Here is a 10,658-nt window from a genome sequence, read left to right on the forward strand (position 1 = left end):
CGACGCCGCAGGTCGAGATCGGCCCGCCCGACGACATCCTGCTCGGCCAACTGATCGTCAAGATGCTCGGCGACCGCGGCATCGCGGCCCCGCCCGATCTCGCCGCCTATCTGGTTCCGCGGATCGAACGCAGCTATGTCTCCGTTCTGCAGGTCGTGGATCTCCTCGATCAGGTGACTCTGTCGCACCATCGCAGGATGACCGTCCCGCTCGCGAAGCGCGCGCTCGACGAGGCGGGTATGATCGGAAGGGCGAGACGAAGTGGCTGATCCGGCCGAGAGCGGAGCGATCCGCGCCGCCAACGATGCCGCCGCCGCGGCGGAGGGGCCGGCGCGTTATTTCAACCGCGAGCTTTCGTGGCTGGCCTTCAATCGGCGGGTGCTGGAGGAAGCGTGCAACGAGGCGCATCCCCTGCTCGAGCGGCTCCGCTTCCTCTCCATCTCGGGCAACAATCTCGACGAATTCTTCATGGTTCGCGTCGCCGGCCTCAAGGCGCAGCAATTGCTCGGCGTGGAGGAGCCGTCGAGCGACGGCCTTACCCCGAGCCAGCAGCTCGCCGCGATCGCCGCTGAGGCGGATGCGCTGACCGCGAGCCAGCAGGGCGTCTGGGCGGACCTGCGCGTCCTGCTGCGCGAGGCCGGCCTCGCCGTCGTCGGCGGCAGCGAGCTGACCGACGCCGAGGCGGAATGGCTCGACCGCCATTTCGGCGATCATATCTTCCCGGTCCTGACCCCGCAGGCGATCGATCCGGCGCACCCCTTTCCCTTCATCCCGAACAAGGGCTTCTCGCTGATCTTCGATCTGAAGCGGAAGTCGGACGGCGAGCCGATCCGCGAGCTGCTGATGGTCCCCTCGACGCTGCCGCGCTTCGTGCGCCTGCCCGGCGCGGCGGCACGCTACGTCGCGATCGAGAGCCTGATCCGCCGCCAGATCGCGACCCTCTTTCCGGGCTACGAATTGCTCGGCGGCGGCGCCTTTCGAGTCATCCGCGACAGCGACATCGAGATCGAGGAGGAGGCGGAGGACCTCGTCCGTTTCTTCCGCAGCGCGATCAAGCGGCGGCGGCGCGGCCGCGTCATCCGCCTCAAGCTGGCGGCGGACATGCCCGACGACCTCGTCGCCCTGGTCCGCGAAGGGGTCGACGCGAGCGAGGCACTGGTCTCCGAATCGACCGGCTTCCTCGGCATCGCCGACTTGGAGCTGCTCGTCGAGGAAGACCGGCCGGACCTCAAATTCCCGGCCTTCTCGCCCCGCTTTCCCGAGCGGATCCGCGAATATGACGGCGATTGCTTCGCCGCGATCCGTGCCAAGGACATCGTCGTCCACCACCCCTATGAGAGCTTCGAGGTCGTCCTCGCCTTCCTGCGCCAGGCGGCGGCGGACCCGGACGTGGTCGCGATCAAGCAGACCCTCTACCGCGCCGGCAAGCAATCGGCGGTGATCAATGCCCTCATCGCCGCCGCCGAGGCGGGCAAGTCGGTCACCGCCGTGGTCGAGCTAAAGGCCCGCTTCGACGAGGAGCAGAACCTGATGTGGGCGAGCGCGCTGGAGCGCGCCGGAGTCCAGGTCGTCTACGGCTTCATCGAGTGGAAGACCCACGCCAAGATGTCGATGGTCGTGCGCCGCGAGGAGGGGAGCTATCGCACTTATTGCCACCTCGGCACCGGCAATTATCACCCGGTCACCGCGCGCATCTACACGGACCTCAGCTTCTTCACCGCCGACCCGCGCGTCGGCCGCGACGTCGCCCACGTCTTCAACTACATCACCGGCTATATCGAGCCGCGCGACCTCGAGCTCGTCACCATGTCGCCGGCCAATCTGCGCGATCAGCTCACCGCTTTGATCGACCGCGAGATCGCCCATGCGAAGGCCGGGCGGCCCGGCGCGATCTGGGCGAAGATGAACTCGCTGGTCGACGCCGCGATCATCGACAAGCTCTACGAAGCGAGCGAGGCGGGGGTCGACGTCGATCTCATCATCCGCGGCATCTGCTGCCTGCGCCCCGGCGTTGCCGGCCTCAGCGAGAATATCAGCGTCAAATCGATCGTCGGCCGCTTCCTCGAGCACAGCCGGATCTGGTGCTTCGGCAATGGCGGCGAGCTGCCCAATCGCGAGGCCGACCTGTTCATCAGCTCGGCCGACTGGATGCCGCGCAATTTCGACCGGCGCGTCGAATATGCGCTGCCGATAGAGAACGACACCGTCCACGCCCAGATTCTCGATCAGGTGATGGTCGCCAACATCATCGACAACGAGCAGAGCTGGCGGCTGCGCGCCGACGGCAGCTATGAGCGGCTCCGTCCGGGCGTGGGCGAAAAGCCGTTCAACCTCCACCATTATTTCATGACCAATCCGTCGCTCTCGGGCCGCGGCGGGGCGCTGCGCGGCGCCCATCCGAAGAAGCTCCAGCTCCCCCGCGGCCCGCATTAAGGGCCCGGATACTGAGCATGTTCGCCGAGGCGCCGGTCGCGATCATCGACATCGGGTCGAACTCGGTCCGTCTCGTCGTCTATTCGGGCGCGACCCGGATTCCGTCGGTGATCTTCAACGAGAAGGTGATGGCCGGGCTGGGGCGGGAGATCGGCGAGACGGGCGTGCTCGGCGAGGAGAGCCAGGCCCGGGCGCTGGCCGCGCTCGAGCGCTTCCGGCTACTCACCGATCAGATGGGCGTCGTGCGCGCCCGCACCGTCGCGACGGCGGCAGTGCGCGAGGCCTCGAACGGCGCGGCCTTCCTGCGCCGGGTCCGCGCGCTCGGCCTGTCCCCGGAAATCCTCTCCGGGCGGGAGGAGGGGCGGATGGCCGGGCTCGGGGCGATCTCGGCCATCCCCGACGCGGACGGGCTGGTCGGCGATCTCGGCGGCGGCAGCCTCGAGCTGGTCGAGGTGTCGGGTGGACGGGTACGCCGCGCGGCCTCGCTGCCGCTCGGCGTGCTGCGCCTCGACGCGCTGGCCGGCCAGGGCGACGCCGCCTTCGCCAAAAAGATCCGCAAGGCGATCGGCGCGGCGGGTTTCGGCGGCGGCGCGGAAGGCCGGCCTTTCTATCTGGTCGGCGGCAGCTGGCGCGCCTTGGCCCGGCTCGACCTCGCGCTGACCGAGCACCCGCTCCCTGTGACCCACCAGCATGTCATATCGCCGGAGCGCCCAGCCGAGCTGCGCGGGGCGATCCGCAAGCTGGACAAGGAGATGATGCGCGAGATCGCCGCGATCTCGGTGTCGCGCATGCCGAGCCTGCCGCGCGCGACATCTTTGCTCGCGGCTTTGGTCGAAGCGCTGCGGCCACAGCGGCTCGTCGTATCGAGCTTCGGCATTCGCGAGGGCTTGCTCTACGACGCGCTCGCGCCGGCCACTCGCCGGCTGGATCCGCTTGTCGAGGCGGCGCGCGAGGCGGGAGCAGGGCTCGGCCGCTTCGCCCAGCATGGCGAGTTGCTCGATCGCTGGATCGCGCCGGTCTGCGACAACGGGCCGGGCGAGGCTCGGCTCAGGCTCGCCACCTGCCTTCTCGCCGACATCGCCTGGGCTGCGCACCCCGATTTCCGGGCCGAGCGCGGCATCGACATGGCGCTGCATGGCAATTGGGTGGCGATCGACGCGCGAGGTCGGGTGATGCTCGCCCAGGCCCTGTTCTGCGCCTTCGGCGGCGGTCGCGATCTGCCCTATCCGGCGATCGCCGCCCTGTGCACGGCTGAGGAGCTCGAGCGGGCGTCGCTCTGGGGCTATTCGATCCGGCTCGGCCAGCGGCTCAGCGGCGGCGTTGCGGCGGGGCTGGAGCGGAGCCGGCTGTCCCGGCGCGACGGCGTGCTTCGGCTAAAGCTCAAGGATCCGGCGCTGCGCGGCGAAGCAGTGGAGCGGCGGTTGAAGACGCTGGCGAACGCGCTCGGCCTGGAGCCGGAGCTGATCCCCTAGCCGCAGTTGAAGCCCTCGACCCGCCCGGCGCCGTCGAGGCTGATGTTCAGCCGGTCGCTGCGATAATCCATCGTCACCGCATCGCCAGGCCGGATCCAGCGGATGGTCCGCGCGCCGCTGCGGCGCAGCGCCTCGGCGCCGAGCTGTTGCGAGGCGAGGCGGCCGTTCAGATTGGCGAGACCGGAAGAGTCGCATTAACCGCTGCCGTCGCGGATCTGCACTTCCTGATTGGCGGTCGTGGCGCAGCCGATCGTCAGCAGCGCGGCGAGGGCGAAAGCGGGCTTCATGGCGTGGTCTCCAATTCGGTTCGGGTCATCACCAATTTGCCCCCCCGAATCGCGAAGGCGAGGCGGCCTTCGACCAGATCGAGCGCGTCGCGGCCAAACTCCTCGAACCGCCAGCCTTCGAGGATCGACAACCCCTCGCGCCGCCCCGCCGCGAGCTGCTCCAACTCTTCCGAGCGCGCCACCAGCCGCGGCGCGACGTTCGATTCGCGCGCCCTGATCTTGAGCAGCAGCTTCAGCAGGTCCGCGACCAGGGCGCCTTCGCGGCCGAGCCCGGGCCCACGCTCGTCGCGCGCCGGAAGCTCCGCGGCGGGCAGTGGCTCGGCATTGGCCAGCGCCTCCATCATCCGGGCGCCGATATCGTTGGCCTTCCACGCGGCCGAAAGGCCGCGCACCCGGCCGAGCGCGTCCTGATCGGCCGGCGGATGCATCGCGACGTCGGCGAGCGTCTCGTCCTTCATGATCCGCCCGCGCGGCAGATTCTTCGAGCGCGCCTCCAGCTCGCGCCAGCCGGCGAGCGCCTTGAGGCGGCCGAGCACGTCCGCCTTGCGGCTCTGGATCTTGACCTTCTTCCAGGCGAGGGCCGGGTCGTTGACGTAATTGGCCCGGTCGGAGATCCGCTCCATCTCCTGGTCGAGCCAGCCGCCCCGGCCGGTCCGCTTCAGCCGCTCGAGCATCTTGGGAAAGAGCTCAGCGAGGTGGGTGACGTCGCCGATCGCATAGTCGATCTGGCGCTTGTCGAGCGGTCGGCGCGCCCAGTCCGTGAAGCGCGCGCCCTTGTCGAGATTCCGTCCGAGCATCGATTCGACGAGGTTCGAATAGCCGACCTGCTCGCCCAGCCCGAGCGCCATCGCCGCGATCTGGGTGTCGAACATGGGATGGGGCGTGCCCCCGGTCAGGTTGAAGACGATCTCGATGTCCTGCCCGCCGGCGTGGAAGACCTTGAGCACATTCTCGTTGTTGACGAGCAGGCTCATCAGCGGCGTGAGATCGATCCCCTCCGCCTTGGGATCGATCGCCGCCGCTTCCTCGCTATTGGCGACCTGGAACAGGCAGACGTCCGGCCAATAGGTGTTTTCGCGCATGAACTCGGTGTCCACGGCGACGAAGCCGCCCTGGGCGAGCCGTTCGCAGAGCTGTTCGAGGGACTCGGTGTCGGTAATGAGCGGATGGATACGCATGTGGCCGCCCTCATAGCGACGGCGGTCCGCTTGACAAAGCGCTGCGAGTATAGCGAAGCGCCCCGCACGCCTGTTTTCCACATATTTCAGCGACCGAGAGCTTCCTGATGCACGCCTATCGTACCCACAATTGCGCCGAGCTGCGCGACGGCAATGTTGGCGAGCGGGTGAAGCTCTCCGGCTGGGTGCACCGCAAGCGCGATCACGGCGGCGTTCTTTTCGTCGATCTGCGCGATCATTACGGACTTACCCAGATCGTCGCGCGGGCGAACAGCGAGCCGCTGGCCGTGCTTGAGCATCTCCGCGCCGAATCGGTGGTGACGATCGAAGGCGAGGTGGTGTCGCGCGGAGCCGAGGCGGCCAATCCGAACCTGCCGACCGGCGCGATCGAGGTCGTCGCCGACAGCGTCACCGTCCAGTCCTCGGCCGAGGAGCTGCCGCTGCCGGTGGCGGGCGAGGCCGATTATCCCGAGGACATCCGCCTGCGCTACCGCTATCTCGACCTCCGCCGCGACCGGCTCCATGCCAATATCGTGCTGCGCAGCCAGGTGATCAGCTCGATCCGGCGGCGGATGATCGAGGCGGGCTTCACCGAGTTCCAGACCCCGATCCTGACCGCCTCCAGCCCGGAAGGCGCGCGCGACTATCTGGTGCCGAGCCGCGTCCATCCCGGCAAATTCTACGCGCTCCCGCAGGCGCCGCAGATGTTCAAGCAGCTGATCATGGTCGCGGGCTTCGACCGCTATTTCCAGATCGCGCCCTGCTTCCGCGACGAGGACGCCCGCGCCGACCGCAGCCCCGGCGAATTCTACCAGCTCGATTTCGAGATGAGCTTCGTCACGCAAGACGATGTTTTCGAAGCGATCGAGCCGGTTCTCGCCGGCGTGTTCGAGGAATTCGCCAACGGCAAAAGCGTGACTCCCGCCGGTCAGTTCCCACGCATCCCCTACAAGGAGGCGATGCTCAAATACGGCTCGGACAAGCCGGACCTCAGGAATCCGATCCTGATTTCGGATGTGTCCGAGCATTTCAAAGGCTCGGGCTTCGGCCTGTTCGCCCGCATCGTCGAGGGCGGCGGCGTGGTTCGCGCGATTCCGGCGCCCGGCACCGCCGAGAAGAGCCGCAAATTCTTCGACGACATGAACGACTGGGCGCGCTCCGAAGGCCATGCCGGCTTGGGCTACATCGCCCAGAAGGGCGGCGAGCTGGGCGGGCCGATCGCCAAGAATCATGGCGAGGAGGCGACTCGTCAGATGATCGCCGAATTGGGCCTCGGTCCGGACGACGGCCTCTTCTTCGCCGCCGGCAAGCCTGATCAAGCCGCCAAGCTCGCCGGCGCGGCGCGCACGCGGGTGGGCGAGGAACTCGGCCTGATCGCCGAGGACCGCTTCGACTTCTGCTGGATCGTCGATTTCCCGATGTACGAATATGACGAGGAGGCGAAGAAGGTCGACTTCAGCCACAATCCCTTCTCGATGCCGCAGGGCGGGCTGGAGGCGCTGGAGAGCAAGGACCCGCTCGATATCCTCGCCTTCCAGTACGACATCGTCTGCAACGGCGTGGAATTGTCCTCGGGCGCGATCCGCAACCACCGGCCGGACATCATGTACAAGGCGTTCGAGATCGCCGGCTACAGCCAGGCCGATGTCGACACCAACTTCGCCGGCATGATCAACGCCTTCAAATATGGGGCGCCGCCGCATGGCGGCTCGGCGCCGGGCATCGACCGCATCGTCATGCTCCTCGCCGGCGAGCCGAACCTGCGCGAGGTCGTGCTCTTCCCGATGAACCAGAAGGCCGAGGATCTGATGATGAACGCCCCCGGCGAGGTCTCGGCCAAGCAGCTGCGCGAGCTCAACATCCGCATCGTGCCCCCTTCCGGGACAGCGCCGAAGGACCCGGCCAAGCTGGTCGCGCCGGAATAAGCCCGCTGCTACAAGCCGCGCATGGCGATCGACCTCAGCGATTACGAAGCCGGCGCGCCGTTCCAGGGCGACTACAAGAAGACGCTCGCCGAGCTGCAGGAGCGCGTCTCGCGGCTGTTCGTCGCCAATCTCGTCCACAAGCGCAGGGCGATCGTCGTCTGCGAGGGCTGGGACGCGGCGGGGAAGGGCGGGGCGATCCAGCGCCTCACCGCCGGATGCGATCCCCGCGCCTGCAAGGTCTGGCCGATCGCCGCGCCCACCGACGAAGAGAAAGCGCGCCATTATCTCTGGCGCTTCTGGCGTCGTATGCCGAAGGCGGGCGAGGTCGCGATCTTCGACCGCACCTGGTACGGTCGCGTGCTCGTCGAGCGGGTCGAGGGGCTGGCGAGCGAGGCCGAATGGCGCCGCGCCTATGACGAGATCAACGAGCTCGAAAGCCAGCTCGCCGCCGACGGCACGCTGATCGTCAAGCTCTTCTTCCACATCACCCAGGCGACGCAGGACGCGCGCCTCCTCGCCCGGCTCGATCATCCCTGGAAGCGCTGGAAGGTGAGCGCGGAGGACCTCCGCAACCGCGCCCGCCGCGCCGACTATCTCGCCGCGCTCGCCGACATGTTCGCGCAGACCGATACGCGCTGGGCGCCGTGGACCGCGATCGACGGCAACGACAAGAAAGCGGCACGGATCGCGGCCCTGAGCCGCGTCGCCGAGGCGCTGGAAAGCGCGCTGCCCAAGGGGCCGCCACCGGACCGTCCCGAAACGGAACAATTGGCACAGGCGCTGCGCGGGAAGGACGGCTAGGCCGCCGCTTTTCTGCTAGGCTCGCGCCCGCACTTCATGTGGGCGGAGGCCAAAGATGCGGACGCGCTCGATCCTGTTCTTCCTCGCCGCCGGCGCCGCGCTCACCGCGGGCGCCTGCGCCTATGACGATTATCAATATGCGCGCGGGCCGCATCCGGGCGCGCACGCTTATGCCGGCAGCGAATGGCGGGGCCCGCGTGAGCCCTATCGCGGCGAGCTGAGCGGGCCCGGCGTCGAGATCCTCGACAATTGGCTCAAGGAGACGCGCGAAGGGCGCGCCATCGTCACCTTGGGCTTCAGCGACGCCGCCCAGGGCGTGGTCAGCGAGGATGTTGCGCACCGCGCCAACGTCTGGTTCCGCCGCTATGCCGACCGCGACGGCGACATGCGCATCACCGATTCGGAAATTCGCACCGCGCTCGTCGCCGCGGCGGGGCGGTACATGCGTCGCTAGCTCACGCTGTCGCTTTCGAGGCCTCGGCGGAAGCCGGCGATGCGGCCTTCGCGGCGATCCGCGGCGGCCATTTCCGATAGGCCTTGCTGAAGCGCACGCGGAAGATCCAGAAGAGCATCGCGGCCAGGACGGCGAGCGGTGGCAGATACCAGAGTGGCAGTCCGCGCAAGGCCTCGGGAAACTCGTCCTGCTGCCCTTGGAAGAAGGAAGCGGCGGCGATCAGCAAGGCCAGGCACATGCGCCACAAATGACGTGCGATCCGCTGATGGCCGGACAATTGCCCGCGCAGGATGAAATTGACGTCGAATCCGGCCGCGAGCGCCGCGATCCCGCCGAACACGAAGTGGACCTGATAGGGCAGGCTGTCGATCCGTCCGCGCGGATCGCTCATGCCCCAATATCCGAGAAGGAACATGACGGAGACGCAAGCCAGTGCGAGCAGCAGCGCTGAATATTCGAAGCGCCGGGCGCGGCCGTCGCGACCGCGCGCGGCGGCCCATGCGGTCGCGACCAGATAGCAGGTCAGCACGCCGATCACCGCCGTGCCGCGCTCGGGCTTGAGCGCCGCGATCACCGCGCCAGTCCCGGCCATGGCGAGCATCGCGCCAAAGAAGGCGGTGCCGACCCGGCGATGCCATGGCGACCCCTTGCGCGCAAGCAACGCGCCGGCCCCGGCCAGCAGGGCAATGCTGCCGGCCAGAATATGAAGCATCGTAAGCGGGTTCACGCGTTCCTCCCTTGCACTCGAAACGAGTCAAGTGTATTATCGCGATAGAACAGCTGCGCCCATGATCCCGGGGGACAATCGCATGCTCGCAGGTTGCATCGAGACGATGACGGCACGGTCCTGCGGGACATGCGCGCAACGGGACGATTGTTCGTTCGTCCTTCCAGAAGCGCTGGGTTTTATCCTGTCGTCGCTGGGAAGGGAGACGACGGAGGTCGAACCGGCGGTGCCGGGGCCCAATCCGTTCTTCGCCTTCCTCGGCGAGGTTGCCAGAGGGATTCAACGGAACCGAAAGCGCCGCGAGACGCCGCTGCGCCGCGCGGTCGAGCGGCACCTGGAGCCGCTGCTGTCCTCGGGCCCAATCCGGATCGACGAGGTCGCCCGCGCCCTCGGCTACAGCCGGCAGACCCTGTACCGGCGGCTCAAGGCGGAGGGCGCAACCTTCGAGGAGGTGCTGGACGATCTGCGCCGCCGCGTCGCGCTGCGCCTGATTCGCGACGAGGCCCTGCCGGTCAAGGAAGCGGCCTGGCGGCTCGGCTTCTCCGACCCCGCCGCTTTCTCGCGCGCCTTCAAGCGCTGGACCGGCGCGAGCCCCAGCGAGCAGCGCGGCCGCAAGCTGCACTAGGCTTCGGGATAGGCGATCCCGATCACTTCATATTCGCGCTCGCCCGCAGGGAGCGCGACCCGCCTCAGATCGCCGACCGCCGCGCCGCGGATGGCGCGGGCGAGCGGGGAGTGGAAGCTGATCCGGCCCGCGCCCGCATCGGCCTCGTCCTCCCCGACCAGGGTGACGACGCGCTCATTGTCGTCCTCGTCGGCCAAAGTCACGGTCGCGCCGAACCAGATCCGGCTCTTGTCGGGCTGGGCGGCGGGATCGGTGACCTTCGCAGCCTTCATGCGCCGGGCGAGGAAGTTGATCCGCCGGTCGATCTCGCGGAGGCGCCGCCGCCCATATTGGTAATCGGCATTCTCGGAGCGGTCGCCGTTCGCCGCCGCCCAGGCGATCGTTTCGAGCAGCTTGGGCCGCTCGCCCGCGAACAACGCCTCATATTCCTCGCGCAGCCGGCGATAGCCTTCCGGGGTGATATGATTGGGACGGTCGCTCACCCTCCGGCTCTAGCGCCCACTCGCGACCGGCGCACGTCCCGCATCGCTAATCGGCGAGCACCTGGTCCAGCGCTGTGGCGAGGGTCTCCAGCCGGTAGGGCTTGAGGATGACAGGGCGGCCGCCGGTGCCGGACTGGGCGATCTCGTCGCTGTAGCCAGTGCTGAGGATGACGGGCAGGCCGGGCCACATCCGCCCGATCGCCTCGGCGAGCTCGAGGCCGCTCATTCCGGGCATGACCACGTCGCTGAACACGGCGTCGAACCGTTCGCGGCG

At 68.1% G+C, this 10,658-nt stretch carries 11 protein-coding genes and 1 pseudogene; 7 read left to right on the forward strand and 5 right to left on the reverse strand.

What is annotated here, in order from left to right:
- From ACT4N8_RS13395 to ACT4N8_RS13405, 3 genes are all read left to right on the forward strand, one after another.
- Positions 1–269 (forward strand): HdaA/DnaA family protein (locus ACT4N8_RS13395; RefSeq protein WP_444858623.1); only part of this gene is annotated, 269 nt, incomplete at its 5' end.
- Positions 262–2,433: an RNA degradosome polyphosphate kinase gene (locus tag ACT4N8_RS13400; protein ID WP_444858624.1), complete on the forward strand. Its 2,172-nt coding sequence runs from the start codon at positions 262–264 to the stop codon at positions 2,431–2,433. The genes ACT4N8_RS13395 and ACT4N8_RS13400, both read left to right, overlap by 8 nt.
- A gap of 17 nt (positions 2,434–2,450) precedes the next feature.
- Positions 2,451–3,905 carry a Ppx/GppA family phosphatase gene (locus ACT4N8_RS13405; RefSeq protein ID WP_444858625.1) on the forward strand — a complete coding sequence of 485 codons (1,455 nt, stop codon included), beginning with the start codon at positions 2,451–2,453 and terminating at the stop codon, positions 3,903–3,905.
- Here ACT4N8_RS13405 and ACT4N8_RS13410 read toward each other — a convergent pair.
- Positions 3,902–4,087: pseudogene (locus ACT4N8_RS13410) on the reverse strand (I78 family peptidase inhibitor); the annotation flags it as partial. The gene ACT4N8_RS13405 and the pseudogene ACT4N8_RS13410 overlap by 4 nt on opposite strands.
- A 101-nt stretch (positions 4,088–4,188) precedes the next feature.
- A complete protein-coding gene (rnd, locus tag ACT4N8_RS13415; RefSeq protein WP_444858626.1) occupies positions 4,189–5,370 on the reverse strand; it encodes a ribonuclease D in 1,182 nt (393 codons plus the stop codon).
- A 107-nt stretch (positions 5,371–5,477) separates the two neighbouring features.
- On the opposite strand from rnd, the gene aspS reads away from it, so the two are divergent.
- From aspS to ACT4N8_RS13430, 3 genes are read left to right on the forward strand one after another with little or no spacing between them, the layout of a single operon-like run.
- Positions 5,478–7,295, forward strand: coding sequence for an aspartate--tRNA ligase (gene aspS / locus ACT4N8_RS13420; RefSeq protein ID WP_444858627.1), 1,818 nt, complete (start codon positions 5,478–5,480; stop codon positions 7,293–7,295).
- A 21-nt stretch (positions 7,296–7,316) separates the two neighbouring features.
- Positions 7,317–8,096, forward strand: a complete 780-nt coding sequence (locus ACT4N8_RS13425; RefSeq protein WP_444858628.1) for a polyphosphate kinase 2 family protein — start codon at positions 7,317–7,319, stop codon at positions 8,094–8,096.
- A 55-nt stretch (positions 8,097–8,151) separates the two neighbouring features.
- A complete protein-coding gene (locus ACT4N8_RS13430; RefSeq protein ID WP_444858629.1) occupies positions 8,152–8,550 on the forward strand; it encodes a hypothetical protein in 399 nt (132 codons plus the stop codon).
- Between the two features lies 1 nt (position 8,551).
- Here the strand turns inward: ACT4N8_RS13430 and ACT4N8_RS13435 are convergent, their stop codons facing one another.
- A complete protein-coding gene (locus ACT4N8_RS13435; protein ID WP_444858630.1) occupies positions 8,552–9,277 on the reverse strand; it encodes a DUF2306 domain-containing protein in 726 nt (241 codons plus the stop codon).
- 82 nt (positions 9,278–9,359) lie between these two features.
- On the opposite strand from ACT4N8_RS13435, the gene ACT4N8_RS13440 reads away from it, so the two are divergent.
- Positions 9,360–9,902, forward strand: a complete 543-nt coding sequence (locus tag ACT4N8_RS13440; protein ID WP_444858631.1) for a helix-turn-helix transcriptional regulator — start codon at positions 9,360–9,362, stop codon at positions 9,900–9,902.
- Here the strand turns inward: ACT4N8_RS13440 and greB are convergent.
- On the reverse strand, positions 9,899–10,384 hold the full coding sequence (gene greB / locus ACT4N8_RS13445) for a transcription elongation factor GreB (RefSeq protein ID WP_444858632.1): 486 nt from the start codon (positions 10,382–10,384) through the stop codon (positions 9,899–9,901). The two genes, ACT4N8_RS13440 and greB, sit on opposite strands and share 4 nt — an antisense overlap.
- A 46-nt stretch (positions 10,385–10,430) precedes the next feature.
- On the reverse strand, positions 10,431–10,658 hold a 228-nt coding region (locus tag ACT4N8_RS13450), incomplete at its 5' end, for a response regulator (protein WP_444858633.1).

Source organism: Sphingosinicella sp., from assembly GCF_052387495.1.
GTDB lineage: Bacteria > Pseudomonadota > Alphaproteobacteria > Sphingomonadales > Sphingomonadaceae > Allosphingosinicella.

Bases quoted from the DNA above. Each gene is read 5' to 3' on its own strand.
- ACT4N8_RS13405 (WP_444858625.1), top strand. From the start codon at position 2,451: ATGTTCGCCGAGGCGCCGGTCGCGATCATCGACATCGGGTCGAACTCG.
- rnd (WP_444858626.1), bottom strand. From the start codon at position 5,370: ATGCGTATCCATCCGCTCATTACCGACACCGAGTCCCTCGAACAGCTC.
- aspS (WP_444858627.1), top strand. From the start codon at position 5,478: ATGCACGCCTATCGTACCCACAATTGCGCCGAGCTGCGCGACGGCAAT.
- ACT4N8_RS13425 (WP_444858628.1), top strand. From the start codon at position 7,317: ATGGCGATCGACCTCAGCGATTACGAAGCCGGCGCGCCGTTCCAGGGC.
- ACT4N8_RS13430 (WP_444858629.1), top strand. From the start codon at position 8,152: ATGCGGACGCGCTCGATCCTGTTCTTCCTCGCCGCCGGCGCCGCGCTC.
- ACT4N8_RS13440 (WP_444858631.1), top strand. From the start codon at position 9,360: ATGCTCGCAGGTTGCATCGAGACGATGACGGCACGGTCCTGCGGGACA.